A 26,549-nucleotide genomic window follows, 5' to 3' on the forward strand; every position below is an offset into this window, starting at 1 on the left:
TCTTTAAAAAGTGGATTCCTCATCGGGAAATAACACTGCTCTTTAACAATTTGGAAAGCTGACAAAGTAATTTATCTTTATTGATAGATTGCTTGTAAAGTTCTCAATGTTTGTCTTTATGACAAACACCAACAAACACATTCAAGTGTTCTTGGGAACGTCACTTTGAGTGACGATTCAAAATTGAGTCCGGCAAATCAATGCTATCTCGCTCATTCAAATAATGAGATAGCGAACCTTGGTTGTTTAACGCAAAGACCCTTTCGGGTTGTATGGTTAAGTGACTAAGCGTACACGGTGGATGCCTTGGCAGTCAGAGGCGATGAAGGACGTAGTAACTTGCGATAAGCGGTGATGAGGCAGTAACAGCCACTTGAGTCACCGATTTCCGAATGGGGAAACCCACTGGCATAAGCCAGTATCGCTGCATGAATACATAGTGCAGCGAAGCGAACCGGGAGAACTGAAACATCTAAGTACCCCGAGGAAAAGAAATCAACCGAGATTCCGAAAGTAGCGGCGAGCGAAATTGGATTAGCCCTTAAGCTTTACATGCGTTAGACGAATGGTCTGGAAAGGCCAACGATACCGGGTGATAGTCCCGTAGTCATAGGCGCATGTTCAGTGAAATCGAGTAGGGCGGGACACGTGTTATCCTGTCTGAATATGGGGGGACCATCCTCCAAGGCTAAATACTCCTGACTGACCGATAGTGAACCAGTACCGTGAGGGAAAGGCGAAAAGAACCCCTGTGAGGGGAGTGAAATAGAACCTGAAACCGTGTACGTACAAGCAGTAGGAGCACCTTCGTGGTGTGACTGCGTACCTTTGTATAATGGGTCAGCGACTTAATGTTAGTAGCAAGGTTAACCGCATAGGGGAGCCGTAGGGAAACCGAGTCTTAACTGGGCGTATAGTTGCTAGCATTAGACCCGAAACCGAGTGATCTAGCCATGGGCAGGTTGAAGGTTGAGTAACATCAACTGGAGGACCGAACCGACTAATGTTGAAAAATTAGCGGATGACTTGTGGCTAGGGGTGAAAGGCCAATCAAACTCGGAGATAGCTGGTTCTCCCCGAAAGCTATTTAGGTAGCGCCTCGGACGAATACTACTGGGGTAGAGCACTGTTAAGGCTAGGGGTCATCCCGACTTACCAACCCTTTGCAAACTCCGAATACCAGTAAGTACTATCCGGGAGACACACGGCGGGTGCTAACGTCCGTCGTGGAGAGGGAAACAACCCAGACCGCCAGCTAAGGTCCCAAATTACAGCTAAGTGGGAAACGATGTGGGAAGGCTTAGACAGCTAGGATGTTGGCTTAGAAGCAGCCATCATTTAAAGAAAGCGTAATAGCTCACTAGTCGAGTCGGCCTGCGCGGAAGATGTAACGGGGCTAAGCTGTAAACCGAAGCTGCGGCAATGTGCTTTAGCACATTGGGTAGGGGAGCGTTCTGTAAGCCGTTGAAGGTGTGTTGTAAAGCATGCTGGAGGTATCAGAAGTGCGAATGCTGACATGAGTAACGACAAGGGGGTGAAAAACCTCCCCGCCGGAAGACCAAGGGTTCCTGTCCAACGTTAATCGGGGCAGGGTAAGTCGACCCCTAAGGCGAGGCCGAAAGGCGTAGTCGATGGGAAACGGGTTAATATTCCCGTACTGCTTATAATTGCGATGGGGGACGGAGAAGGCTAGGTGGGCCAGGCGACGGTTGTCCTGGTTCAAGTGCGTAGGCTGAGTGTTTAGGTAAACCGGATACTCTTAAGGCTGAGACACGACGTCGAGCTGCTACGGCAGTGAAGTCATTGATGCCCTGCTTCCAGGAAAAGCCTCTAAGCTTCAGATTATAAGCAATCGTACCCCAAACCGACACAGGTGGTCGGGTAGAGAATACCAAGGCGCTTGAGAGAACTCGGGTGAAGGAACTAGGCAAAATGGTACCGTAACTTCGGGAGAAGGTACGCTCTTGATGGTGAAGTCCCTCGCGGATGGAGCTGACGAGAGTCGCAGATACCAGGTGGCTGCAACTGTTTATTAAAAACACAGCACTGTGCAAAATCGCAAGATGACGTATACGGTGTGACGCCTGCCCGGTGCGGAAGGTTAATTGATGGGGTTAGACTTCGGTCGAAGCTCTTGATCGAAGCCCGGTAAACGGCGGCCGTAACTATAACGGTCCTAAGGTAGCGAAATTCCTTGTCGGGTAAGTTCCGACCTGCACGAATGGCGTAATGATGGCCACGCTGTCTCCACCCGAGACTCAGTGAAATTGAAATCGCTGTGAAGATGCAGTGTACCCGCGGCTAGACGGAAAGAACCCCGTGAACCTTTACTACAGCTTGGCACTGAACATTGACCCTACATGTGTAGGATAGGTGGGAGGCTTTGAAAACGTGACGCCAGTTGCGTTGGAGCCGTCCTTGAAATACCACCCTTGTATGTTTGATGTTCTAACGTTGGCCCCTTATCGGGGTCGCGGACAGTGCCTGGTGGGTAGTTTGACTGGGGCGGTCTCCTCCCAAAGAGTAACGGAGGAGCACGAAGGTGGGCTAATCACGGTTGGACATCGTGAGGTTAGTGCAATGGCATAAGCCCGCTTAACTGCGAGAATGACGGTTCGAGCAGGTGCGAAAGCAGGTCATAGTGATCCGGTGGTTCTGAATGGAAGGGCCATCGCTCAACGGATAAAAGGTACTCCGGGATAACAGGCTGATACCGCCCAAGAGTTCATATCGACGGCGGTGTTTGGCACCTCGATGTCGGCTCATCACATCCTGGGGCTGAAGTCGGTCCCAAGGGTATGGCTGTTCGCCATTTAAAGTGGTACGCGAGCTGGGTTTAGAACGTCGTGAGACAGTTCGGTCCCTATCTGCCGTGGGCGTTGGAAGATTGAAGGGGCTGCTCCTAGTACGAGAGGACCGGAGTGGACGAACCTCTGGTGTTCGGGTTGTGTCGCCAGACGCATTGCCCGGTAGCTAAGTTCGGAATCGATAACCGCTGAAAGCATCTAAGCGGGAAGCGAGCCCTGAGATGAGTCTTCCCTGATACTTTAAGTATCCTAAAGGGTTGTTCGAGACTAGAACGTTGATAGGCAGGGTGTGTAAGCGCTGTGAGGCGTTGAGCTAACCTGTACTAATTGCCCGTGAGGCTTAACCATACAACACCCAAAGGGTTTTGGTGGACTCGATACAAGAACGAATTGAATGTGTTGAAAAGAACTTAAACAGCTTTCCGAATTATTCTCTAGAAATAGAGAGAAAGAATTTGCTTGGCGACCATAGCGTTTTGGACCCACCTGACTCCATCCCGAACTCAGAAGTGAAACGAAACAGCGTCGATGGTAGTGTGGGGTCTCCCCATGTGAGAGTAGAACATCGCCAGGCTTTAAATTTTTAAATCCGCTTTATTTAGCGGGTTTTCCAAGTTTGAATGCTGATATGGCTCAGTCGGTAGAGCGCATCCTTGGTAAGGATGAGGTCCCCAGTTCGATTCTGGGTATCAGCACCATTTATTAAAAAATTTGCTTGGCGACCATAGCACTTTGGACCCACCTGATTCCATACCGAACTCAGAAGTGAAACGAAGTAGCGCCGATGGTAGTGTGGGGTTTCCCCATGTGAGAGTAGGACATCGCCAGGCTTTAAATATCGTATTAGGCTTTGCCTGATAGCGGACTTACAGTCTAACTGATGCGGAGCGGTAGTTCAGTCGGTTAGAATACCGGCCTGTCACGCCGGGGGTCGCGGGTTCGAGTCCCGTCCGCTCCGCCACTTATTAAGAAGCCTCGCTGGAAACAGCGGGGCTTTTATCATTGTGCGCCGAGCATGGCGTTGATCTAGGAGGTGAAAGTCCTCTATGGGCTCAGTCGAGCGAGAACCGTTAGCCTATGCAAGGGTGTTCACCGTGAGGTGAAACCTGAAGGAAGCAAACGGCAAAACTTGGTTGTGACGAACAGAAACCTGATAGTAGGCCTGTACAACTTGGGTAACCTAGCAATAGATAGAATAGCCCAATGCCTCGACGGGAAGTGTGTATAGGTAAATCAGGCATGACCAAGGGAAAGAGCAACGTCTTACCTCGGGAGAGCTCATTGCCTGTCTCAGATGAGACCAACACAGCAGTGATGTTGTGTGATGGGCAATGAGAAGTCAGCAGAAGGCATAGTACTTTGAGGAAGTACAACTCAAAGGAAGGCCAGAACTGAATATATCAAGAAGCAGTCACTATTTACTCAATGATGTGGAGTCATAGCAAGATGGAAAACATCTCTACGTCCCAATAGGCAATACCGCAAGTAAAGCTCATGGTCACGAAGAATGACAAGCATGATCGGCGTAGAAAGGAGGACGAGTCTTGGTGACCCCCACTCCGCTGATGGAACAAATCAGCTCCTCAGCGAATTTGAACCATGCCCTTCGACGCGTGAAGAAGAACAAGGGGTGCGCAGGTGTCGACAGACTCGACATCACAGCGACCATCTCTAAACTTCGACAAGCTTCAAATGGGCAAGCGCTCCGCCAGAGTCTTCTGGACGGAAGCTACCAACCTCAACCAGTTCTGGGTGTAGAAATCCCCAAGCCGAATGGTGGCGTCAGGCAATTAGGTATCCCTACGGTACTGGATAGGATAGTCCAACAGGCGATCACATCAGTACTGTCAGAGCTCTATGAGCCGACGTTCTCCAACAGCAGCTACGGGTTCAGGCCGAACCGCAGTGCGCATCATGCGCTTGCGGCAGCAAGCCGCTATATCAGAGAAGGGCGGGGTTATGTAGTGGATATCGATCTAGCCAAATACTTCGACACGGTGAACCATGATAGGCTGATGCACAGATTATCTAAGGACATTAGTGATAAACGAGTATTAAAGCTCATCAGGTCCTATCTACAGGCAGGCTTAATGCGAGATGGGTTAGTAGAGCGAAGACAACGAGGAACACCACAGGGTGGGCCATTATCTCCGTTACTTTCCAATATTGTATTAGATGAACTGGACAAAGAGTTAGAGCGAAGAGGGCATAAGTTCTGTCGATATGCAGATGACTGTCAAATCTACGTTCGTAGTGAGGAAGCCGCCCATCGAGTCAAAGAGTCGATAACGGAGTTCTTGGAGCAGAAGCTAAAGCTCACGGTAAATCGTGAGAAAAGTGCAGCAACAAGAGTGACGGAGCGAGCTTACCTAAGCCATAGCTTCAAGATAGACGGAACCCTCCAGATATCAAAATCGGCACAAGCTCAAATGAAGAAGCGAGTGCGGAAAATAACGAAGCGAAATCGAGGTCGAGAGTTGTCGGTAATCCTCACCGAGTTAACCCAATACCTACGAGGTTGGCAGCACTACTTCAAGCTCGCCATAGGTCAAAGTGCGATGCAGCGCTTAGACGAATGGATACGGCGTCGGTTGAGATGCTACCGCCTGAAACAGCGCAAACGCAGATACAGCATAGCGACATGGTTACAACGACAAGGTGTAACAGAGCGAAATGCGTGGAAGCTGGCGATGTCAGATAAAGGGTGGTGGCGCTTAGCACTCTCGCCCCAGTTGAATCACGCAATGCCAATCAAATGGTTCGAGGAGAGGGGGCTTTACTCATTGAGAGATGGGTATGAGTCACTAAAAGTGTATTCGGAACCGCCGTATGCGACCCACGCTTGTACGGTGGTGTGAGAGGACGGAGGCCGTGAGGCCTCCTCCTACTCGATTATACGTTTTATACCAATCTGGAAAATTAACTGGTCAGATTAATCCACTCTCTTGTACACATCTTGCTAACTCTATCTGTACTGTCCAAGAATCGATTCCAAGCCTTGCACACTTTCTCCACGATATCCTCATAATCGGTAAAACTCTGATTGGCAAGATGGTGTTGTCTGAGCCAGCTCCACACTTGTTCTATCGGGTTTAGCTCTGGTGAATAGGGCGGGAGCTTGATGATACTGACATTGCTAAACGGTTCTGCAATGTCATTGGTATGCCAAATCGCCCCATCCATAATGATGACGGCATGACGCCCTTTTTCAGTGATTGCCGATATTTGCTTTAAATGCTCGATCATGATCTCTTTATTAACCCAAGGAACAACCATCGCTTCGCCAATTCCTCTCGCGGGACAGACAGAACCAAACAGATACGCATATTCAAATTGTTGTTGCTTCACGGCTCGGGGGCGTGTTCCTTTCTCTGCCCATAACCGTGTTGTCGTGTTTTGTTGCCCAAATCTGGCTTCATCTTGAAACCAGACATCAACATGCTCTAGAGCGATATGTCCTGGGATCTTCAGGATCGTTTCAATTTTGAATTTTTTTTAAAATCGTCTTGGACTTCTTGAGATTGCTTGGGGTGTTTTGAGCGGGAAGTTATCCATGACAAGCCCATGTGGTCGAGCAGGTAATAGATAGAGTCAGGGTGGTAGTGCTGGCCAAATTCTTTCACGATATAAGCGTGGATGTCGGCCCCAGTCAGTCGTCCGCCTTGTGTATCATTGGCTTTATCTTTTATGTATTGGCTCAACTGCTCTCTTTGCTCAGAAGTTAAGAAGGGGGGTCGTCCCGTTCTTGGCTTTTCCTTCAGCCCTTCTAATCCTTCTTCAAGAAAAGTGTGAACCCACTTATTAACACTGGTTCGGCTCACCATAAGAAACTTGGCGATTTGGGTGCGAGAGTGTCCATCTTTGAAATGAGCGAGGGCCGGCAATCTCATTTTCATCTGAATAGATTTCTGCTGGCTTGCGAGCTTTTTAAAGTCGATATTATTGAGACTGTCCATAGCGAATAAGTTTTATCGTTGAATGGCCTCAATTAGATCACATTTTTACTTATATTGGTATTAATCCATTCTCTTGTGCACATCTTGATAACCCTATCTGTACTGTCCAAGAATCGATTCCATGCCTTGCACACTTTCTCCACGATATCCTCATAATCGGGAAAACTCTGATTGGCAAGGCAGTGTTTCCTGAGCCAGCTCCACACTTGTTCTATCGGGTTTAGCTCTGGGGAATAGGGCGGGAGCTTGATGATACTGACATTGCTAAACGGTTCTGCAATGTCATTGGTATGCCAACTAGCGCCATCCATAATGACGACAGCGTGACGTCCCTCCTCTGTGACTGCTGATATTTGTTTTAAGTGCGCTATCATGATCTCTTTATTGACCCAAGGGACAACCATAGCCTCACCAATTCCTTTGCTGGGGCAGACAGAACCAAACAGATACGCATATTCAAATTGCTGTTGCTTCACCGCTCTGGGACGCGTTCCTTTTTCAGCCCATCACCGTGTTGTTGTGTTTTGTTGACCCAATCTCGCTTCGTCTTGAAACCAAACATCAACAGCTTTAAGACTCAGGTGGCCTGGGATCCTCAGGATCGTTTCGATTTTGAATTTTTTAAAATCGTCTTGTGCTTCTTGCGATTGCTTGGGATGTTTTGAGCGGGAAGTTATCCATGAAAACCCCATGTGCTCGAGCAGATAATAGATAGAGTCGGGGTGTGAACCCATTTATTCACACTGGTACGGCTTACCTTGAGAAACTTGGCGATCTGGGTGCGAGAATGCCCATCTTTGAAATGAGCAAGAGCCAGTAATCTCATTTTCATCTGAATGGATTTTTGCTGTCTAGCGAGTTTTTTGAAGTCGATATTATTAAGTTTATCCATAGCGAATAAGTTCTATCGTTGAATGGCCTTAATTAGATCATACATTTACTTAGATTGGTATTATTCAAGAAAAGCCCATGTGGGGAAATACTCCCTCTCAGCAGAGCTGAGAGGGGACAGAACTATTCAGCCTTGCGGCTTGACTACCAACACATTAATCGGCGAATTTACGACCACTTTACTTGCGACGGAACCGAGAACCACTTTGTCGATTTTCGAACGCTTATGACTCGGCATGATAATTAAGTCCGCACCGAGTTTTTCTGCATAATCGAGGATGGTTGCATATGGTTTGCCTTCGGCAACATGTACCTTGTACACTACGTCTTCGGCAATTTGCTCGCTAGCAAATGTTTTCAACTGCTGCGCCACATCTTGTTTCATTTTCTGCGCCGCATCTTTGGGGAAATACGTCGAGACCATCGACATATGGATTCCCGGTAGCACGTTGAGGAGATGCAGTTCGGCATTGGCTTGGCGAGCGTGCCACACAGCCAGTTCGACCGCTTTATCTGAAAAGCCTTTGTCATTCAAATCAACAGGAACAAGAATTTGTCTGTACATGGTTATATCTCTAATTGTGTGTTCAGTAGACGACGGTGAGATAAAGATAGCCCCAAAACGAGGCTACCATAATTTAAGCGCTCATCTGTTCCTTGCGAGCACGGCGTTTCTGGTTAGTGGCCATCAGTAGCAGTATCAGCAAGCAAGGGGCGAAAACCCACTCTTTCATTGGCCGATCAGCTTCTTGTACCACCGATTGAATCTCCCAATCGAAGTCGATACCAGAGGCTTCTGCTGGGCTACCAAATTCCACCATATCGACCAGCATTTTACCGTCTTTCTCTATTAGAGAGAGACCCATTGAACTGAGTCGCTCTTCTGCTGTGATGGCATCGTCAGCAAAAGGCAGTTGCACGGTTTTCTCGACATGCTCTCCCGTGAGGTTTTCGCCAGCAACACGGAGTTCGAGCGATTGTCCTACATTCAGTGCGGCGGTGATTTGCGTTACCTCAACTCCCGGTGAAAGAACTTTGGCGGGGTACAACATATCCCACCAAAATCCGGGGCGGAAAAACGAGAAAGTCAGTACCAGTAGAAGCAAAGTTTCCCACCATTTGTTCTTGGTTAACCACCAACCTTGAGTTGCCGCAGAAAAGATCAGCATCGCGGTGATGGAGGATAAGATGGTCAAAGCCAAATGCCACCAGGTATCAATGCCCATCAACAGCAGTTGAGTGTTAAACACAAACATAAACGGCAAGATGGCGGTGCGGATATCGTAGGCAAAACCTTGAATACCTGTACGGATTGGATCGGATTTGGCGATTGCCGCGGCAGCAAATGCGGCTAACCCGACAGGTGGCGTATCGTCGGCCAAGATGCCAAAGTAGAACACGAACAGGTGAACCGCAATGAGTGGGATGATCAAACCGTGCTGCGCACCGAGTGTGACGATCACCGGAGCCATTAAGGTTGAAACGACGATGTAGTTGGCGGTGGTGGGCAGTCCCATGCCGAGGATCAAGCTGATCACGGCGGTAAAGATAAGCATCATGATCACGTTGCCACCGGAGATAAACTCGACAAAGTCGGTCATCACTAAGCCGATACCCGTCAAAGTAACAACGCCGACTACCGTGCCTGCGGCCGCTGTGGCAACGCCAATGCCGATCATGTTACGTGCGCCAGAGACTAAGCTTTCTGCGAGGTCGACAAAGCCCGCTTTAGTTTGCTCAGTGAGATCGTCACTCTTGGTTAGCCACGCCGTGAGTGGACGTTGAGTGATCAAGATGAAAATCATAAACACCGTTGCCCAAAATGCGGACAGACCCGGTGAAAAGCGCTCAACCGTCAAACACCACACCAGCACGACGATCGGCAAGAGGAAATGTAAGCCCGATTTGATGGTTGGACCGGGATCGGGCACTTCGGTCAGTTCTGTGTCGATCTCGATAGCACCATCTTTGCTGTAGTGAGCTGATACTTTGAGCAGCAAAACGTACGAGAGCAGTAACGCCGTCATGACAATCGGCGTTGCCGCCGCGCCAAATGCGTCTTTTGTCCAGCCAATACCATAGTAGACCGCAGCGCTTATGACGCATAAGGCGACAATGGTGCCAGTAAACGACAGCAGGCTTTGTAAAAGAGTTGGGTTGTGGCGACGTGGGAGGCCAGTCATACCTGCCTTACACGCTTCCAAGTGAACAATGTAGATAAGAGCGATGTAAGAAATCAGTGCAGGCAAGATCGCGGCTTTAATCACTTCGACATAAGAGATGCCGACGTATTCCACCATCAAAAACGCAGCAGCGCCCATAATGGGGGGAGTAAGCTGGCCGTTGGTTGAAGCGGCGACTTCAACGGCGCCAGCTTTGGTACCCGGAAAGCCTACTCGTTTCATCAAAGGAATGGTGAACGTGCCTGTGGTCACCACGTTGGCGATAGATGATCCGGAAACTAAGCCAGACAGACCAGAAGCAACGACTGCCGCTTTGGCTGGACCGCCGCGCATGTGTCCGAGCAGTGAAAATGCCACTTTAATAAAGTAAGCGCCAGCACCCGCGCGCTCTAGCATGGCGCCAAACAGTACAAACAGGAAAACGAACGAGGTCGACACCCCAAGGGCGACACCAAAGACCCCTTCGGTGGTGAGCCACAGATGGGACATGGCTTTGTTGAGACTAGCGCCTTTATGGGCGATCACTTCTGGCATGTAAGGACCAGCAAAAGTGTAAAGCAGAAAGACGGCGGCGACTAACATCAACGGCGGACCTAATGCCCTGCGTGTCGCTTCAAGCAGCAAAACCATGCCCGTTACCGACGCGATGATATCGAACGTCGTTGGCGCGCCAGAGCGGCTTGCCAGCTCGGTATAAAAAATGTAGATGTACGCGGCAGAGAAGCTGCCCGCCAACGCCAGTAACCAGTCAATGAGGGGAATACGATCGCGCGGCGAGTTTTTTAAGGCCGGATAGGCGGTAAAAGCGAGAAAAACAGCAAAGGTGAGGTGAACCGCTCGGGCCTGAGTATCGTTGAGAATAGCGAAATTAAAAATAAATGGTAGCGGTGAAGCATACCAAAGCTGGAACAGTGACCAGCAAAGTGGGACAAACCAGAGAATTTGTCCCGGTAATCCATTCGGATTCCGTGCGCCAGTATCGGCTTGTGCCACCATTTCTTGCACATCTTGTGACGCAGTTTGGTTCCTCGTCATGTACGTTTCCTTATTATTGATGGTCCGGTGTCTATCGGTATTGAGTTATCAGCACGCCTCGCTCTAACAAGGACGATACGTGTGGCGACTCATGGATGGTTATTATTTTTATTGCAGCGCAGCCTTGTGGCGGCGAAATGATGCTCTGACCTAAGAATCGTGGTCAATAGAAGGCAGGAGTTTGTTCTCCTGCCCGAACTGTGGGTGAAATTTACTTCAGAAGTCCCATTTCTTTGTAGTATTTGACTGCGCCTGGATGCAGAGGGATAGAAATACCCGCTTTCACCATATCTTCTTTCTTCAGATTGGCGAACGCTGGGTGAAGGCGCTTGAAGGTATCAAAGTCTTCAAACACGGCTTTGGCCACATTATAAGCGACGGCATCGGATACATCCGCTGATGTCACAAGTGTAGCCGCCACACCAAAGCTTTTAACATCGGTGTTGGTGCCACGATACATATCGGCAGGGACAGTGGTGTAAGTGTAGTACGGATTGTCGGTAACCAGCTTGTCGATCTGTGGGCCGGTAGCCGAGATCAGTTTGGCATCGCAAGAGGTAGTAGCTTCTTTGATCGAGCCATTTGGGTGACCAACCATGTAGATGAAGGCATCGATCTTGTTGTCGCACAGCGCTTGTGAACGTTCAGAACCTTTCAATTCTGATGCCAGTTTGAAGCTGTCATTGGTCCAGCCCATAGCATTCATTACCACGCCCATAGTGGCACGGTCACCCGAACCTGGGTTACCAATGTTCACGCGTTTACCCGCCAAATCTTTCAAGCCCTCAATACCAGAGTCAGAGCGAACGATGATGTTGAACGGTTCTGTGTGCAGAGAAAAAACAGCGCGCAGCTTTTTGTAAGGGCCAAACTCGGAAAACTCACCAAGGCCGTTGTAACCGTTGTACTGAGAGTCTGACTGTACGACGCCAAAGTCGAGTTCGCCAGCACGAATGGTATTGACGTTGTAACCTGATCCTCCCGTTGATTCGACAGAACAACGGATATTGTGCTCTTTACGTCCTTTGTTTATAAGCTTACAAATGGCGCCACCCGTTGGGTAGTAAACCCCAGTCACTGAGCCTGTACCAATGGTGATAAATTCTTGAGCGTTTACTGCACCAGCACCCATTACCGCAGCGGCGATAGCACCCACTTTAACCAGTTTTTTTAATGCCATGAATGTTCCTTCCTTATTCATTATCAACCCTAAAGTCTGTGTCATGTGCTTTAGGAGTTTCCTTTTGGGAAACGGCACCTTTTCCAACGCTTTAGTTTGAAAAAGTGGCCGAATAATAACAAATAATTGGTAGAAAATTATACGATTGTTAAAAGTTGTAGCGAAAAAATCTAGCGAAATTGGCGAGAGCTAGAGCGCTTTGAATGTAATGTCACTTAATTATCAATGAGTTAAGTTGATCTAATCCGTCACAATCAAAAACGTTGATTGCGTGAAAGGGATCACAAATTCTATCGAGCGATGATCCCTTCTCCCACAAGCGAGTAGAGCCGAGACAGGCTAAGGTGCTCAGCCTGCGTATTCAAACAGGTCGCAGACTGAATTAAATAACTGCTCCGTCGTAATGCTCAGGGTCGGCGTGATGAAGATGGTATCGTCTCCGGCCACGACGCCCAAAATGCCTTCCGATTTGCCCAGTGAGTCTAAAAGACGTGCGATTAACTGTGCTGCGCCAGGGCCAGTATGGATAACAACCAAGGCTTGGTTGTAGTCGACATCCAGCACTAACTCACGTAGCGAGCTGCTGACGGTAGGAACGCCCAGTTCAGCCGGCAAACAGTAAACCATCTCCATTTTGGCATTGCGCGTACGTACTGCGCCAAATTTGGTCAACATACGAGAGACTTTAGACTGGTTGATGTTATCAAAACCTTCATCTCTGAGGGCGTCAACAATCTCACCTTGAGAGCCAAAGCGTTCTTCTTTCAATAAAGCTTTAAAAGCACGGACGAGATTATCTTGTTTTTCTGAATTGCGCATAACAGCTAATATTTCCGATTCTATTTTCATCTTGCATATTCTCGCATAGATATTCATTAAGTGCCAAAGGGGGCGTGTAATCTGCTAGAGATGTCACTGTAAACATTCCATGAAGTGACATTTATTGCTGGATAACTCGATGCCAGACGATGGCGTAATTTGATTTTTGACAGAGAGTTAACTCTTTGTCATGCATAGAAATTGTGTGGATAATCCGCTTTTTTTGTGTGGCACGCAATATGTGAGTTGCGCGAAGTCGCAAAGCGAGCGTTAATTGATTGTAATCAAGTTGTGATTGCTATAGTTTTCTACACAGATGTTTACGAAGTACCCTACGAAAACGTTTATAAGAGATCACTCTCAAGGAGAACTACAATGAAAGTAGCTGTTATTGGTGCCGCAGGTGGCATCGGTCAAGCCCTAGCTCTTTTACTGAAGAACCGCCTGCCAGCGGGTTCAGATTTAGCCCTATACGATATTGCTCCTGTTACTCCTGGTGTTGCTGCGGACTTAAGCCATATCCCAACGCCAGTTTCGATCAAAGGTTACGCGGGTGAAGATCCAACTCCTGCACTTGAAGGTGCGGATGTGGTGCTGATCTCTGCTGGCGTGGCACGTAAACCTGGTATGGACCGCGCTGATTTGTTCAATGTTAACGCTGGCATCGTAAAAGCACTGGCAGAACGTATCGCGGTCGTTTGTCCAACGGCGTGTGTTGGTATTATCACCAACCCAGTGAACACGACCGTGCCCATCGCCGCTGAAGTGCTAAAGAAAGCTGGCGTTTATGACAAGCGTAAATTGTTTGGTGTGACCACGCTGGATGTGATTCGTTCTGAAACTTTTGTCGCTGAACTAAAAGGCAAAAATCCAAATGAAGTCCGTGTTCCAGTCATCGGTGGTCACTCAGGCGTCACCATCCTACCACTACTTTCTCAAGTGGAAGGCGTTGAATTTACCGATGAAGAAGTGGCAGCGCTGACGAAACGTATTCAAAACGCAGGTACTGAAGTTGTCGAAGCCAAAGCGGGTGGCGGCTCAGCGACTCTCTCTATGGGGCAAGCCGCATGTCGCTTTGGCCTTGCATTAGTGAAAGCGCTCCAGGGTGAGGAAGTGGTTGAATACGCATACGTGGAGGGCAATGGCGAGCATACCAGTTTCTTCGCGCAGCCAGTCAAACTGGGTAAGAATGGCGTAGAAGAGATCCTACCGTATGGCGAACTAAGCGCATTTGAGCAAGCCGCTCTTGATGGTATGCTGGATACGCTACAAGGCGACATCCAAATCGGTGTTGATTTCGTTAAGTAAGCACTCCAACGAACACTTTTATTTTAAAGCCGATCTTTACGATCGGCTTTTTTGATCCCTCTTTTCTCTTTCTGCGTATCTTAGATCGTCAGTGATCCAAGCGAAAAGTAACACGCTTTCATTAAAAGAGGAGGGAGACGATGGAAACCTGCGCCATTCGTAAAGGGATGTTGGTGGAGTGTCAGCAAGGCGTTGGCACCATATTGGCCGTTGATCGAGAAATGGAAATGGTCTTGGTGGAAAAAACAGGGACGCAGCAACAGCTCGCATTGCGTTTCGATGAGATTGAAGCGGCCGCGTCGCCGTGCAGCGAACGCCGTGAATAGAACGCCGTGAATAAATGAGACAAAAAGGAAGAACGGACATTCTTCCTTTTTGATTAGCGATGGTTTTTGATTAGTGATGGTTACTTGCTGCGGTTGACTGCCATATGCGCTAAAGCGATCAAAGCCTGCTTGTATTCAGATTCCGGCAAAATCTCCAGCTCAGCGATGGCTTTGTCGGCTTCCTCAACCGCTTTGGCCTCGGTGTAAGCCAGTGAGCCTGCCTGATACATCACCGCCATGATCTCATCCAGACGTTCCATGCCATTGGCCTTTTCAATCGCTTCGCGGATCATCGCTGCGTTTTCTTCGCTGGTGTGGCGCATCGCATGCAGCAGCGGTAGGGTGGGTTTACCTTCCGCGAGATCATCACCGACGTTTTTACCCATCTCTTCGCCGTCGGAAGTGTAATCCATCACATCGTCGATCAATTGAAACGCCGTGCCAAGGTATTTGCCGTAATTTTGCAGTGCTATTTCAACCTCGGTTGGTGCATTGGTCAGGATCGCCCCGATCTGCGTTGCGGCTTCAAACAAGCGTGCGGTTTTCGAATAGATCACCTGCATGTAGCTTTCTTCGGTCGTTTCGGGGTCATTGCAGTTCATCAATTGCAAGACTTCGCCTTCGGCGATCACGTTAACAGTGTTACTCATCAACTTGAGGATCTTCATGGATCCTAGCTCTGTCATCATCTGAAATGAGCGAGTGTAGATGAAATCACCAACCAACACGCTGGCGGCGTTACCAAACGCGGCGTTCGCTGTTGCTTTGCCACGGCGCATGTCCGACTCATCCACGACGTCGTCATGAAGTAAGGTTGCGGTGTGGATAAATTCAATAAAAGCAGCGGCTGTCGTGTGAGCATCACCTTGATAACCCAACGCACGCGCAGATAAGACCGCCAATAAAGGGCGGAGACGTTTACCGCCACCACTGATGATATAAAAACCAAGTTGGTTGATTAAAGAAACATCAGAATTCAGTTGAGCTTGAATAGTTTCATTCACTTTTGCCATGTCATCGGCAGTAAGCGCTTGGATAGTTTTAAAATCCATTGTATATCCGGCTGAAGTTAGACCCTGCAAGGCTTATAGGATTTGTATAATTGTCGAATAATACACTAAAAAACGTTGATTAATACATTACTAAAAGGCATGATTGCGGCACTTTTCTTTGGCGATTAGCTTTTCGCCAATTTTTTCAAAATATGGCTTGTCATAGGGGCATCCTTTCTGTAGAATCTGCGCCCTATTGATGATTAGTTTAGCGCACACCCTTATCGCACAAAATGTTGCATAGGCTGTGCGGAAAGAGCGGAGTAAAATATGTACGCTGTTTTCCAATCTGGTGGTAAACAACACCGTGTAAGCGAAGGTCAAACTCTTCGTTTAGAGAAATTAGACGTTGAAACTGGTGCAACTGTTGAATTTGATAAAGTTCTACTTGTTGCTAACGGCGAAGACATCAAAGTTGGTGCTCCTCTACTTGAGGGCGGTAAAGTAGTTGCAGAAGTGGTACAACACGGTCGTGGCGATAAAGTTAAAATCGTTAAGTTCCGTCGTCGTAAGCACTCTCGTAAGCAACAAGGTCACCGTCAGTGGTTCACGGAAGTGAAGATCACTGGTATCAACGCGTAATCTAATAGGAGAGTTTAACAATGGCACACAAAAAAGCTGGTGGTTCTACTCGTAACGGCCGTGATTCAGAAAGTAAACGTCTGGGTGTTAAGCGTTTTGGTGGTGAATCTGTTCTAGCAGGTAACATCATCGTTCGTCAGCGCGGTACTAAGTTCCACGCTGGTAACAACGTTGGCCTAGGTAAAGACCATACTCTATTCGCTTTGACTGACGGTAAAGTTAAGTTCGAAGTGAAAGGTCCTAAAAACCGTAAATTTGTAAGCATCGAAGCTGAATAATTTAGGTTTCTAGATGAATAGAAAAACCCTGCCGTTACGGTGGGGTTTTTTATTGCAGTCGACATATTCAAAACACCTTTAATCGGTGTCTTCGATCTGTCATCTGCTAAAATGTAGTGAAATTGATTTACAGGCGAAGTAGTCGGAGTAAAAGATGAAATTCGTTGATGAAGCGGTAATTAAAGTCCAAGCTGGCGACGGCGGAAGCGGTGTGGTGAGCTTCTGGCGTGAAAAGTTCGTAACCAAAGGTGGTCCAGACGGCGGCGACGGTGGTGACGGCGGTGATGTTTACATACAAGCTGATGAAAACCTAAATACGCTGATTGATTACCGTTTCCAGCGCTTCTACGAAGCAGAACGCGGCCAAAATGGTGGTGGTGGTAACTGTACTGGTAAGCGCGGCAAAGATATTACCCTGCGTGTGCCTGTGGGGACGCGCGCGGTCGACATCCACACCAATGAAATCGTGGGCGAAGTGGCTGAACACGGTAAGAAGGTGATGGTAGCGAAAGGTGGCTGGCACGGTTTGGGCAATACCCGCTTTAAATCGTCAGTGAACCGTGCACCACGCCAGAAAACGCTGGGCACTAAAGGTGAAATTCGTGAGTTGCGCCTTGAGCTGCTTTTGCTTGCTGATGTCGGTATGCTAGGGCTGCCAAACGCAGGTAAGTCGACCTTTATCCGCGCTGTTTCTGCGGCAAAACCGAAAGTGGCCGATTACCCGTTCACCACCTTAATCCCAAGTTTGGGTGTGGTAAGCGTCGTGCCAGAAAAAAGTTTTGTGGTTGCCGACATTCCAGGACTGATTGAAGGTGCAGCCGATGGTGCTGGCTTAGGGATTCGCTTCCTCAAGCACCTTGAGCGCTGTCGAGTGCTGCTGCATATGATCGATATTTTCCCGGTTGATCAATCAGATCCGGTGCAAAACGCTCTGACGATCATTGATGAGCTTGAGCAGTACAGTGAAAAACTGGCCAATAAACCGCGCTGGTTGGTGTTCAACAAAGTCGATCTGGTGAGCGAAGAACAAGCCGACGAGATCATTCAAGAAGTGATCGATGCCCTAGGTTGGGAAGAACAGTACTTCAAGATCTCAGCGATCAACCGTCTAGGCACCAAAGAGCTTTGCTACAAATTGGCAGACTACATGGAAACCTTGCCTCGTCAGGCTGAAGAGATCTCAGAAGAAGAGAAAGTTAATTTCATGTGGGATGATTACCACAAAGATGCCATCGCTGGTCGCGATGTGATCACCGAAGATGACTGGGATGATTGGGACGACGAAGAAGATGACGGTCACGTTATCTATGTGCGTGAGTAATCGCTCAGGGTAAAAATAGTAAGCCGCAATCATCAATTGCGGCTTTTTTGTATTTACATCATTTTTGGTCGCTTGCTTTTCGGGCAGAATATGACCTTTTGCAGTATGGCTGCACTTTGGTAAGTCAGATTAGCTGGCAAATCGCCAGTCATTAAAGGGAATTAGGGTATTTTATGGCATCGAATCAGAGAGCGATTTCTCGATTGGTCGCTCAAGCGGGGCAGATGTTGTTAGCGCATGGTGCAGAAAGCACCTTGGTCGGTGATATCATGCGCCGCATTGGCATGGCATCGGGCGTAAACGAAGTGGAAGTGGCGCTGTCAGCGAATGCGTTGGTGGTCACTACTGTTAAGAATGGTCACTGTATTACCACGACACGCAGTTGTGCGGATCGTGGTATCAATATGAAGGCGATCACGGAGATTCAGCGCATCTGTATCATGATGGAAAAAGGCATTTTAGATTTTTCCATGGCGCAGAAAAAACTCAATGCCATCAGCCCAGAGCGCTACAATCGTTGGCTGGTGGTGGCAATGATCGGCCTCTCTTGCGCCTCATTTGCTCGTCTTGCTGGTGGGGATTGGGCTGTGTTTTGGATGACGTTTTTAGCCTCGGCATGTGGCATGATCGTACGTCAAGAGATTGGTCACCGCCATTTCAATCCGCTGCTCAACTTCGCAGCGACGGCATTTGTCACCACCTTAATTTCCGCGCAAGCGGTTAATTTTTCGATTGGTAATCTCCCAACCGTTGTGATGGCATCCTCGGTCTTGATGCTAGTGCCAGGCTTTCCGCTCATTAACGCGGTAGCCGATATGTTAAAAGGGCATATCAACATGGGGATTGCGCGTTTTATGATGGCCAGTTTACTCACGTTGGCGACCAGCCTCGGTATTGTGGCTGCCATGGGGATTACTGGTATTTGGGGATGGATGAGCTAATGGATTTAGTACAACTTCTCGTTGGTCTGCTGAATGACATGTTTTTTGCTGCCATTCCTGCGGTGGGGTTTGCCTTGGTGTTTAACGTACCACCTCGAGCGTTGATCTACTGCGCGCTCGGCGGGGCGCTTGGTCACGGTAGCCGCTATTTGATGCTCAAGTTTGGTATTCCGATTGAGTGGGCAACGTTTTTCGCCGCAACATTAGTGGGTATGATTGGGGTGTACTGGTCGCGTAAATTGCTCGCGCATCCGAAGGTGTTTACCGTGGCGGCCTTGATTCCGATGGTCCCGGGAGTCTTTGCCTTTAAAGCCATGATCGCCATGGTGGAGATCAACCATATGGGCTACACCCCAGAATTGGTGGCGACGTGTCTGGAGAACTTCCTTAAAGCGATGTTTATCATTGCAGGCTTAGCCATTGGCCTTGCGGTGCCTGGGCTGTTATTCTACCGCCGTAGACCGATAGTGTAGGAAAAACGATGTTGATTAGTATGATAGCGGCGATGGCCGAAAATAGAATCATCGGTAAAGAAAATCAGATGCCGTGGCATCTCCCCGCCGATTTTGCTTGGTTTAAAAGTTGTACTATGGGTAAACCCGTGGTGATGGGGCGTAAGACGTTTGAGTCGATTGGTCGGCCACTACCAGGGCGAAAAAATATCGTCATCAGTCGAGATACGGCGTTGTCTATTGAAGGTGTCAGCATAGTACATTCGATTGAAGCCGCGCTAACCGAAGCGGGTGACAGCGAGGAAGTGATGATCATCGGCGGAGGTTCGATTTACGCAGAATGCTTGCCAAAGGCGGATAGACTCTACCTCACCTTTATTGATGCGAATGTAGATGGTGATACCCAATTTCCCGAGTGGGGAGAGGGCTGGTATGAAAGCCATCGCGAGCACTATTCAGCCGATGAGAAAAATCGCTTCGCGATGGATTTTGTTATTTTAGAAAGAGACAATTGCTAGTTTGCTAGTTTGCTAGTTTGCTAGTTTGCTAGTTTGCTAGTTTGCTAGTTTGCTAGTTTGCTAGTTTGCTAGTGCCTTCTGACTAAACACTTGTTTGTCTTCCCAACGGATCATCGTCAGGCTGCCATTCCATACGCAGCCTGTATCTAACCCAATCACCTCTCGACTAAAATAGCCCTGTAAAGCGGCCCAATGGCCAAACAGTACGGGCTTCTCTAGTGCAATACGCTGCGGCAGTTTGAACCAAGGTACCAGCAATGCCTCGTTCACTTCGTTGGGCGGAAGCTTGCAGTCCATGTCTAGGCGGCCGTCAAGAAAGCAAAAACGCATGCGAGTAAAACTGTTGATGGTGTAGCGATAGCGATCCAAGCCAGTTAGCGTCGGGCTCCAGAGATCCGGTGTATTACAGTACATGTTCTCAATCAGCCAAGGCATGTGCTCACTTTGCAGCACGGCTTCGACTTCGCGTGCGCATTGGCGAGCGGTAACCAGATCCCATTGTGGTGAAATGCCCGCATGACACAGTACAAACTCATCATGTTCGAGCAACAGTGGCTGTTGTCGCAGCCAGTTGAGCAGTTCATCACGATCACTGGCCTCAAGAATCGCGGTCGTTTGATCTTTTTCTTTGTTTTTGCGCACACCTAAAGCGACAGCCAGAAGATGAAGATCGTGGTTGCCCAGCACAATCCGTGCACTATCACCCAGTGACTTGGCAAAGCGCAGGGTTTGTAACGATTTTGGCCCACGTGCGACTAAATCACCCGCAAACCACAGTGTGTCTCGCTGCGCTGAAAACTGCACTTGCTCTAATAGTAGGGTTAATTCATCAAAACAGCCTTGAATATCACCCACGATGTAATTTGCCAAAACGCCCCCAAAAATCAGTTCAACAGGTTAGGTACCGCCAGACGAAATGGCTCAATTTCTACCACAAACTGATCGCCTTGCGAGTCGCGCATCATGTATTGGCCCTGCATCGCACCGACTGGGGTATCAAGCCCTGTGCCACTGCTGTAGGTATATTCATCGCCGCCATCGATGTAAGGTTGCTGGCCAACGACACCATCGCCTTCGACGGTGATCTGTTTCCCATTCGCATCGGTAATGAGCCAACGGCGGCTGATCAACTGAACCGTTTCTTGGCTGAGGTTTTTAATCGTGATGATGTAGGCAAAGATGTAGCGCCCTAACTCTGGGTTAGATTGCGCTTCGATGTACTTAGTGTGCACCTGAATTTTGATGCAGGGTAGGGAGACATCCATGTTCACTCCTTCTCAGAGAGTCAAAATGAGATGCGAGCAGAGTGCTCGCATCGTGTCATCGTATTACTGATGGTTTGCATCCAACCAGTTTGCCATCGCAACGAATTGTTGCAAGGTAAGATTTTCTGGGCGTAACCCGGGATTGATACCCAGTTCTTCCATCACCTCTTCGCCGAGAAGGCCTTTGTAGCAATTGCGGATGGTCTTGCGCCTTTGGTTAAAGCCCTCACGGCATACGCGCTCAAGCCATTCCAAGCTGGTTGCTGGATGTGGCAAGGTTTCGTAAGGCACCAAACGCACGACCGCAGAATCCACTTTCGGTGGTGGAACAAACGCCGTTGGTGGTACTTCCAAAACAGGGACCACTTTACAGAAGTACTGCGCCATCACAGTCAAGCGGCCGTAAGCTTTGCTGCCTGGGCCTGCCGCCAAGCGGTTGACCACTTCTTTTTGCAGCATAAAGTGCATGTCTTGGATATCTTTATGAAATTCAAAAAGATGGAACATCAATGGTGTTGAGATGTTGTACGGCAAGTTGCCGAAAATGCGCAGCTTGTTATTTGGCTTCACCAATTGAGTGAAGTCGAAACGCATCGCATCGCCTTCGTGGATGGTGAGCTTATCAGCCAACTCAGGATGGTTGCGCAAACGCTCAGCCAAATCGCGGTCCAGTTCGATAACCGTGAACTTATCGACTTCCCGGCCAACAGGCTCAGTGATCGCCCCAAGACCTGGGCCGATTTCCACCAGATTTTGCCCCGATTTCGGATTAATCGCTGAAACGATGCCATCAATAATGTATGGATCGTTCAGGAAGTTTTGACCAAAACGTTTACGCGCTTTGTGTCCTAGATGGACATCATTTCTCATTGTTTCTTCTCTACCAGTTCTATCGCATGCGCGAGTGCTGTCTGAAAGCTCCCTGTATCGGCTTGGCCCGTTCCGGCCAGATCGAGTGCAGTACCGTGATCCACCGATGTTCTTATAAAGGGTAGACCAAGAGTAATGTTCACTGAACGACCAAAGCCTTTGTATTTGAGCACAGGCAGCACTTGGTCGTGATACATGCCTAAGACAGCATCCGCATCGTCTAAATATTTTTCATTAAAAATAGTATCGGCCGGCAATGGGCCGACCAAATGAATGCCTTTTTCACGACGAATTTTTTCCAGCGTCGGCGTGATGGTTTCGATCTCTTCTCGGCCAAGGCAGCCATCTTCACCAGCATGCGGATTGAGCCCGCAAACATAGATCTTTGGCTCTGCGATGGCAAATTTTTCCACCAAATCCCGATGAAGGATATCGATGATTTTTTCCAGGCGATCTTCCGTGACGGCTTTTGACACATAGGCCAGTGGAATGTGCGTGGTGACCAGCGCCACACGCAGCCCTTCGGTCGCCAACATCATGACAACTAACGGGGTGTTGGATTTTTCGGCGAAGAATTCAGTGTGGCCGCTAAAGGCGACGCCCGCACGATTAATCACCCCCTTGTGAACAGGGCCGGTGACAATAGCATCAAATTCGTCATTCATACAGCCCAAAGCGGCTCTTTCCAGTGTTTTTAACACATAATGGCCGTTACTTTCGTTTAACTGTCCGGCGATACACGGCGCGTTCATGGCTATGTGATCGACCACCAGCGAACCCGCTTTTTGTGGCTGCGGCGTGCTCCCTGCTAGATAGTCGTGCAGTTCAACCTCGATGCCGAGCTGTTCGGCGCGCTGCGCAAGTAACGATTTATCCGCGCACACCACCAGTTGGTGATCCCAATCTTGCTTGGAAAGCGCCAGCACCAGATCCGGGCCAATCCCCGCAGGCTCTCCGGCGGTGACGACGATACGTTTAACTGTCATGCTCTTCGTCCTTGACGATTTCAACAAAGGCACCTGCTCGCAGCTCTTGCATCCAAGCGCCCGCTTCTTCGTTAAATTTACGGTTAAACAAAATACGGTAAGCTTTGTTTTTCATCGCCGAATCGGTGCGATCCACTTCGCGGCGATCCAGCACTTCGACAATGTGCCAGCCGTGCACGGTTTGGAAAGGTTCGCTGATCTTGCCGACAGGAAGCGTTTCGACCTGATGCTTAAATTCAGGGACATACAGATCGGGCGTTTGATAGCCTAACTCGCCATTTTGCGCGGCTGAGCCCGGGTCTTGGCTGTATTGCTGCGCTAGCTCAGCAAAGCTGGCTTCACCGGCTTTGATGCGACGGATGAACTCGTTCAGTTCACGTTTCGCCCCTTCATCACTGAGGATAACGGTCGGTTTAAGCAGGATATGACGCGCATTCACTTCGGTCACGGCGATGGTTTCTAACCCTTTGATATCTTCAATCTTCAGGATATGAAAACCGACACCGCTGCGAAATGGGCCAATGACGCTGCCTTTGTTTTGCATCTTAATTTGATCGGCGAAGATGGTTGGCATCTCTTCTTTACGCATCCAGCCCCAATCGCCGCCTTGCAACGCTTTCGGGCCTTTGGAGTAGGTGTAGGCCATGGTACTGAAATCCGCGCCGTTATTGAGTTTTTCAATGATCGCTTTTGCTTGTGCTTCGACGGCCGCTTTGTCTTGGTCATCGGAGAAACGCAGTTGGATGTGGCCAAGCTTGTATTGCACGGTGGCACTGGTTTCTTGCGCGAGCATCTCGGATAAGCTGTCGACTTCGGCAGGCAGAATGTTGATACGACGACGCACTAGGGCGTTGCGAGCTTCAGAAGCCGCAATCTCTTTGCGGATCTGCTCGCGAAATTCCGCGTAGCTTAATCCTTCGCTGGTGATCGACGCGGACAGTTCGGCGACCGTCTGTTGGTTGTTGGCGGCAATCTCACTGATGGCTTGATTGAGTCGATTGTCGTCAATTCGTACGCCGATGCGGTCTGCTTCTTGGGTTTGTAGTGTGTCGAGGATCAGCTTTTCGACGATTTGCTCGTGCAGCACCTCGGCTGAAGGTAAGGCTTGGCCATTTTGCTTGGCGTTGGCCCGCAAGGTTTTCATCGCAGTGTCAATGTCGCTTTGCAAAATCACACCGTTATTGACAATGACGGCAACCTTATCAAGTTCTACAGGAGCGGCCAGTGCACTGCCTGACAGCAACAGAGCGAATAAGATTGTTTTCCAGCTTTTCATTTAATAATCCATTGTTGCATCGATTTAACGTCTGACTACTCAGACGTCGGAAATCACTAATTGTTCAAGTAGAAAGGACGACCATAGACGATGGAATTATCGGCATCTTCCAGCTCTTTGGCGGCGGTATAACTTCTGTTTTTGGTGGCAAAGCCTTGAATACCAAAGTTAACACTGATGTTGGTGTCGTAAACCGGGTCATTGTTGTCACCGCCGACCACGTTGTTTTTCCACTTCACTAATTGATTGGTGTAAGTAAAACCGATATACCAACAATCGGATTGATAACGCAGACTCGCCATCCATTCCAAGTCGATCTCTTCGGTCAAATCATAATAATATTGGCCACTGGCAGACCAGTTGCGGTTAATTTCATAGGCTGCGACCAGACCGGCTTGAGAGATCCCTTTACGAGTGATGGTGTCGAGATCTTCAAACGAAATGGTGTCTTCGATGTACTCTCGAGTAACGTAACGATAGTTACCTTGGACAAAACCATCTTTGAATTGATATTCCAAGGTACTGTTGGCCAATTGCATCGCATTAAGGTCGATGTCGTACTGAACCCCACCGTGATAAAACAGATAGTCGTCGTAGTTAAAATCGGTTTCAATTGCCCATGAAGAGTAGTTCGACGTTTCCTCTTTATCGCCCGTTAGCTTGGTGTTTTTGTCGATGTAGTAGATCTGACCAAAGGAGATGTTGAGTCGCTCCTTATACTCATCGTCAAAAAAGCGCGTACTGGCACCATAGCTGAGCTGATTGGCAGGAGCAACTTTGTCGATGCTGCTGTATTTGCGGCTGCGAAATAGCCCATAGTAGTCAGTTTGCAGCAAGGTTGTGTCGTAATTATATATATTGTCTTGCTTTTCTTCCGGTACATAGAGGTACTGGACCTGTGGCTCTAGGCTTTGGGTGAAACCGTCAAAAACTTTGGCTTCACGTTGCAAAAAAATCCGTGCGTGGCTGCGAAATTCAGGGATAACCCGAGTCACCTGCTCGTCCAATTGTGCTTGCAGGCTTGGGTCTTCCAGTTTGCTCAGTTCTTGCTGGTAATAGGTAGCTAAGACGCGCGCTTCCGTGGTCCAAGTTGCCCAAGTGGTTGACAGTGGGATGGTCAAACCGGGTTCTATGTGCGCTCGAACGGCATTAGGTTTGGCTTTGTCGAGTGTATTGAAATGACTCAGTTGGCCTTTCACATCGAAGTTGATATAACGCCCCCAAAGTGGCGTGTAGTAGTTAAATTCCAACTGGGGCAGCAAACGATACGGCTTATTGTTGTCTTCCAATAAGATCTGGAAGTCCCGCACCAGAACAGAGGCATCCCATGAGTTAGAACGGTAAGCTACCTTCCCCTCTTGCACTAGCTGGCCATCTTCTCGGTTACCCAAATCGGATTTGAGATCGCGGAAATAATCGATGTCGCTGACTTTGGAGTAGTCAAGCTTCACCAGCCATTGCTGGTCGATAATGCCATCGTGTTTGTATTGATAGCCCCAACGATCCTCTTCCGCGTATTTTTCATCGCCCGGGAGATATTCGCCTTTGATTTCGCCGCCACCCCATTGACTGGTGAGATAACGGAAATCCGAGTCCAATTTTACTCCGCGCTGTTGCATGTACAGAGTGGTCAGTGTCAGATCATAGTTAGGTGCGATATTCCAGTAGAAAGGAATTTCCGCTTCGACACCATCGCTCGAACCATAAGAGACGGAGGGAAAAAGAAAGCCCGTTTTGCGTGTGTTGCCAATCGGCAGAGTTAAATAAGGCACGTAGAAAATCGGCACATCCATCACTTCAAAGCGTGGATTGTAAAACGTCGCCGTTTCTTCATTTTGGTCAACGTCGATGCTTGATGCGACCAGGCGCCAAGCGTTGTCGTCTGCCGGGCAAGAGGTTATCGAGCCATCTTGCAACTGGTATACGGCTTGTCCGGTCTTGGCGATGTACGCGGCTTCACCGCGACCTTGTTGGCAAAGGAACTGGTATTGGGTGTTTTCCAGCGAGAAGGTTTCTTGTGCCATGTTGTTGGTGACGCGGCTAGAGCTGGCTTTCACCTCGCCATCGTTAAACGTGACGTTGCCTTCGGCCACGACCACTTGTTCTTGTTGATGCAAAGTGACCGAATCGGCAGTGATTTTTTTCTTGCCTTGAATGACTTCCACATCGCCCGAGTAGACGGCTTTATCGCCATTAATCGCTTGTAGACGGTCTGAGTGCACCACAATCGGCGCATTGGCATCATTTTCTTCTGCGCTGACCAAACATTGATCTATAGTGGGCATTTCCTGCACACTATCACCGAGTGTTGTTTGGGCTTGTGTGTAAGGGACAAACAGGGCGGTACTGATAGAGGCCGCTAAAAAAGTGCGGGAGAAATGTTGCATTGAACGGAACTTTCCTATGTCACTACTGCTCGATGGCTATATGATGGCCAGACCGAAAAAATAATTTCCCTATCATAAAGGAAATCGTGGCATCCAGCACTATATGACCGTCATTG

General features: G+C 48.7%; 21 protein-coding genes, 2 tRNA genes, 3 rRNA genes and 1 pseudogene. 14 read left to right on the top strand and 13 right to left on the bottom strand.

Going from position 1 to position 26,549, the window contains the following annotated elements; translation table 11 throughout:
• Window positions 1–274: 274 nt before the first annotated feature.
• The 6 genes from I3X05_RS01595 (at window position 275) to ltrA (ending at window position 5,665) form a co-directional block, all read left to right on the top strand.
• Window positions 275–3,155 (top strand): 23S ribosomal RNA (locus I3X05_RS01595).
• Window positions 3,156–3,265: 110 nt separating this feature from the next.
• Window positions 3,266–3,381 (top strand): 5S ribosomal RNA (gene rrf, locus I3X05_RS01600).
• A gap of 48 nt (window positions 3,382–3,429) precedes the next feature.
• A tRNA-Thr gene (locus tag I3X05_RS01605) sits at window positions 3,430–3,505 on the top strand.
• 16 nt (window positions 3,506–3,521) lie between these two features.
• Window positions 3,522–3,637 (top strand): 5S ribosomal RNA (gene rrf, locus I3X05_RS01610).
• A 54-nt stretch (window positions 3,638–3,691) separates the two neighbouring features.
• Window positions 3,692–3,768 (top strand) — tRNA-Asp (locus I3X05_RS01615).
• A gap of 604 nt (window positions 3,769–4,372) precedes the next feature.
• On the top strand, window positions 4,373–5,665 hold the full coding sequence (gene ltrA / locus I3X05_RS01620) for a group II intron reverse transcriptase/maturase (protein WP_045569234.1): 1,293 nt from the start codon (window positions 4,373–4,375) through the stop codon (window positions 5,663–5,665).
• A 61-nt stretch (window positions 5,666–5,726) separates the two neighbouring features.
• Here ltrA and I3X05_RS01625 read toward each other — a convergent pair.
• From I3X05_RS01625 to argR, 6 genes and pseudogenes are all read right to left on the bottom strand, one after another.
• Window positions 5,727–6,763 (bottom strand): IS630 family transposase gene (locus I3X05_RS01625; protein WP_337970917.1). Its coding sequence is split into 2 segments (ribosomal slippage): window positions 5,727–6,302 and window positions 6,305–6,763, totalling 1,035 coding nucleotides; the frame shifts between segments, so codons are not numbered across the junction.
• Window positions 6,764–6,795: 32 nt separating this feature from the next.
• Window positions 6,796–7,595 (bottom strand): annotated as a pseudogene (locus I3X05_RS01630) (IS630 family transposase).
• A gap of 186 nt (window positions 7,596–7,781) precedes the next feature.
• Complete coding sequence (locus tag I3X05_RS01635; RefSeq protein ID WP_337970918.1) at window positions 7,782–8,219, bottom strand: universal stress protein; 438 nt, start codon at window positions 8,217–8,219, stop codon at window positions 7,782–7,784.
• A 73-nt stretch (window positions 8,220–8,292) separates the two neighbouring features.
• On the bottom strand, window positions 8,293–10,872 hold the full coding sequence (locus I3X05_RS01640) for a TRAP transporter permease (protein WP_045569810.1): 2,580 nt from the start codon (window positions 10,870–10,872) through the stop codon (window positions 8,293–8,295).
• Window positions 10,873–11,083: 211 nt separating this feature from the next.
• Complete coding sequence (locus I3X05_RS01645) at window positions 11,084–12,052, bottom strand: TAXI family TRAP transporter solute-binding subunit (RefSeq protein ID WP_045569811.1); 969 nt, start codon at window positions 12,050–12,052, stop codon at window positions 11,084–11,086.
• Window positions 12,053–12,400: 348 nt separating this feature from the next.
• On the bottom strand, window positions 12,401–12,871 hold the full coding sequence (gene argR / locus I3X05_RS01650) for a transcriptional regulator ArgR (RefSeq protein WP_039423288.1): 471 nt from the start codon (window positions 12,869–12,871) through the stop codon (window positions 12,401–12,403).
• Window positions 12,872–13,246: 375 nt separating this feature from the next.
• Between argR and mdh the strand changes: the two genes are divergently transcribed.
• Together mdh and I3X05_RS01660 are read left to right on the top strand one after the other, a co-directional pair.
• Complete coding sequence (mdh, locus tag I3X05_RS01655; RefSeq protein ID WP_039423290.1) at window positions 13,247–14,179, top strand: malate dehydrogenase; 933 nt, start codon at window positions 13,247–13,249, stop codon at window positions 14,177–14,179.
• A 140-nt stretch (window positions 14,180–14,319) separates the two neighbouring features.
• Complete coding sequence (locus I3X05_RS01660) at window positions 14,320–14,505, top strand: hypothetical protein (protein ID WP_039423292.1); 186 nt, start codon at window positions 14,320–14,322, stop codon at window positions 14,503–14,505.
• Window positions 14,506–14,585: 80 nt separating this feature from the next.
• On the opposite strand, the gene ispB is transcribed toward I3X05_RS01660, so the two are convergent.
• Window positions 14,586–15,557, bottom strand: coding sequence for an octaprenyl diphosphate synthase (gene ispB, locus I3X05_RS01665; RefSeq protein ID WP_337970919.1), 972 nt, complete (start codon window positions 15,555–15,557; stop codon window positions 14,586–14,588).
• A 270-nt stretch (window positions 15,558–15,827) separates the two neighbouring features.
• Here ispB and rplU point away from each other — a divergent pair, with 270 nt between their 5' ends.
• From rplU to folA, 6 genes are all read left to right on the top strand, one after another.
• Entirely contained in the window at window positions 15,828–16,139 is a 312-nt protein-coding gene (rplU, locus tag I3X05_RS01670) for a 50S ribosomal protein L21 (protein ID WP_045569813.1), read from the top strand.
• 20 nt (window positions 16,140–16,159) lie between these two features.
• Complete coding sequence (gene rpmA, locus I3X05_RS01675; protein ID WP_004401772.1) at window positions 16,160–16,417, top strand: 50S ribosomal protein L27; 258 nt, start codon at window positions 16,160–16,162, stop codon at window positions 16,415–16,417.
• A gap of 154 nt (window positions 16,418–16,571) precedes the next feature.
• Window positions 16,572–17,738 carry an Obg family GTPase CgtA gene (gene cgtA, locus I3X05_RS01680; protein WP_045569814.1) on the top strand — a complete coding sequence of 389 codons (1,167 nt, stop codon included), beginning with the start codon at window positions 16,572–16,574 and terminating at the stop codon, window positions 17,736–17,738.
• Between the two features lie 173 nt (window positions 17,739–17,911).
• Window positions 17,912–18,679: a threonine/serine exporter family protein gene (locus I3X05_RS01685; protein ID WP_045569815.1), complete on the top strand. Its 768-nt coding sequence runs from the start codon at window positions 17,912–17,914 to the stop codon at window positions 18,677–18,679.
• Window positions 18,667–19,152 (top strand): threonine/serine exporter family protein, encoded by a 486-nt coding sequence (locus I3X05_RS01690; protein ID WP_081946435.1) that lies wholly within the window; start codon window positions 18,667–18,669, stop codon window positions 19,150–19,152. Before I3X05_RS01685 ends, I3X05_RS01690 begins: the two co-directional genes overlap by 13 nt.
• 8 nt (window positions 19,153–19,160) lie before the next feature.
• The gene (gene folA / locus I3X05_RS01695; protein ID WP_337970920.1) at window positions 19,161–19,649 is read left to right on the top strand and encodes a type 3 dihydrofolate reductase; all 489 of its coding nucleotides are present in this window, start codon (window positions 19,161–19,163) and stop codon (window positions 19,647–19,649) included.
• Window positions 19,650–19,709: 60 nt separating this feature from the next.
• Here the strand turns inward: folA and apaH are convergent, their stop codons facing one another.
• The 6 genes from apaH to lptD form a co-directional block, all read right to left on the bottom strand.
• The gene (apaH, locus tag I3X05_RS01700; protein ID WP_045569818.1) at window positions 19,710–20,519 is read right to left on the bottom strand and encodes a bis(5'-nucleosyl)-tetraphosphatase (symmetrical) ApaH; all 810 of its coding nucleotides are present in this window, start codon (window positions 20,517–20,519) and stop codon (window positions 19,710–19,712) included.
• 14 nt (window positions 20,520–20,533) lie between these two features.
• Window positions 20,534–20,914: a Co2+/Mg2+ efflux protein ApaG gene (gene apaG / locus I3X05_RS01705; protein WP_045569819.1), complete on the bottom strand. Its 381-nt coding sequence runs from the start codon at window positions 20,912–20,914 to the stop codon at window positions 20,534–20,536.
• Between the two features lie 63 nt (window positions 20,915–20,977).
• Window positions 20,978–21,784, bottom strand: a complete 807-nt coding sequence (gene rsmA, locus I3X05_RS01710) for a 16S rRNA (adenine(1518)-N(6)/adenine(1519)-N(6))-dimethyltransferase RsmA (protein WP_045569820.1) — start codon at window positions 21,782–21,784, stop codon at window positions 20,978–20,980.
• Window positions 21,781–22,770, bottom strand: a complete 990-nt coding sequence (pdxA, locus tag I3X05_RS01715) for a 4-hydroxythreonine-4-phosphate dehydrogenase PdxA (protein ID WP_045569821.1) — start codon at window positions 22,768–22,770, stop codon at window positions 21,781–21,783. The genes rsmA and pdxA overlap by 4 nt, the downstream gene beginning before the upstream one ends.
• On the bottom strand, window positions 22,760–24,046 hold the full coding sequence (gene surA, locus I3X05_RS01720; protein ID WP_045569822.1) for a peptidylprolyl isomerase SurA: 1,287 nt from the start codon (window positions 24,044–24,046) through the stop codon (window positions 22,760–22,762). The genes pdxA and surA overlap by 11 nt, the downstream gene beginning before the upstream one ends.
• Window positions 24,047–24,102: 56 nt before the next feature.
• Window positions 24,103–26,433: an LPS assembly protein LptD gene (gene lptD / locus I3X05_RS01725; RefSeq protein ID WP_045569823.1), complete on the bottom strand. Its 2,331-nt coding sequence runs from the start codon at window positions 26,431–26,433 to the stop codon at window positions 24,103–24,105.
• Window positions 26,434–26,549 lie beyond the last annotated feature (116 nt).

The sequence above is a fragment of the Vibrio navarrensis genome (assembly GCF_015767675.1).
In the GTDB taxonomy this organism is placed as follows: Bacteria; Pseudomonadota; Gammaproteobacteria; order Enterobacterales; family Vibrionaceae; genus Vibrio.

What these genes read in the sequence shown, in the direction of transcription:
- ltrA (WP_045569234.1), top strand. Translation starts at nt 4,373, where the DNA reads ATGGAACAAATCAGCTCCTCAGCGAATTTGAACCATGCCCTTCGACGC.
- I3X05_RS01635 (WP_337970918.1), bottom strand. Translation starts at nt 8,219, where the DNA reads ATGTACAGACAAATTCTTGTTCCTGTTGATTTGAATGACAAAGGCTTT.
- I3X05_RS01640 (WP_045569810.1), bottom strand. Translation starts at nt 10,872, where the DNA reads ATGACGAGGAACCAAACTGCGTCACAAGATGTGCAAGAAATGGTGGCA.
- I3X05_RS01645 (WP_045569811.1), bottom strand. Translation starts at nt 12,052, where the DNA reads ATGGCATTAAAAAAACTGGTTAAAGTGGGTGCTATCGCCGCTGCGGTA.
- argR (WP_039423288.1), bottom strand. Translation starts at nt 12,871, where the DNA reads ATGCGCAATTCAGAAAAACAAGATAATCTCGTCCGTGCTTTTAAAGCT.
- mdh (WP_039423290.1), top strand. Translation starts at nt 13,247, where the DNA reads ATGAAAGTAGCTGTTATTGGTGCCGCAGGTGGCATCGGTCAAGCCCTA.
- I3X05_RS01660 (WP_039423292.1), top strand. Translation starts at nt 14,320, where the DNA reads ATGGAAACCTGCGCCATTCGTAAAGGGATGTTGGTGGAGTGTCAGCAA.
- ispB (WP_337970919.1), bottom strand. Translation starts at nt 15,557, where the DNA reads ATGGATTTTAAAACTATCCAAGCGCTTACTGCCGATGACATGGCAAAA.
- rplU (WP_045569813.1), top strand. Translation starts at nt 15,828, where the DNA reads ATGTACGCTGTTTTCCAATCTGGTGGTAAACAACACCGTGTAAGCGAA.
- rpmA (WP_004401772.1), top strand. Translation starts at nt 16,160, where the DNA reads ATGGCACACAAAAAAGCTGGTGGTTCTACTCGTAACGGCCGTGATTCA.
- cgtA (WP_045569814.1), top strand. Translation starts at nt 16,572, where the DNA reads ATGAAATTCGTTGATGAAGCGGTAATTAAAGTCCAAGCTGGCGACGGC.
- I3X05_RS01685 (WP_045569815.1), top strand. Translation starts at nt 17,912, where the DNA reads ATGGCATCGAATCAGAGAGCGATTTCTCGATTGGTCGCTCAAGCGGGG.
- I3X05_RS01690 (WP_081946435.1), top strand. Translation starts at nt 18,667, where the DNA reads ATGGATGAGCTAATGGATTTAGTACAACTTCTCGTTGGTCTGCTGAAT.
- folA (WP_337970920.1), top strand. Translation starts at nt 19,161, where the DNA reads ATGTTGATTAGTATGATAGCGGCGATGGCCGAAAATAGAATCATCGGT.
- apaG (WP_045569819.1), bottom strand. Translation starts at nt 20,914, where the DNA reads ATGGATGTCTCCCTACCCTGCATCAAAATTCAGGTGCACACTAAGTAC.
- rsmA (WP_045569820.1), bottom strand. Translation starts at nt 21,784, where the DNA reads ATGAGAAATGATGTCCATCTAGGACACAAAGCGCGTAAACGTTTTGGT.
- pdxA (WP_045569821.1), bottom strand. Translation starts at nt 22,770, where the DNA reads ATGACAGTTAAACGTATCGTCGTCACCGCCGGAGAGCCTGCGGGGATT.
- surA (WP_045569822.1), bottom strand. Translation starts at nt 24,046, where the DNA reads ATGAAAAGCTGGAAAACAATCTTATTCGCTCTGTTGCTGTCAGGCAGT.
- lptD (WP_045569823.1), bottom strand. Translation starts at nt 26,433, where the DNA reads ATGCAACATTTCTCCCGCACTTTTTTAGCGGCCTCTATCAGTACCGCC.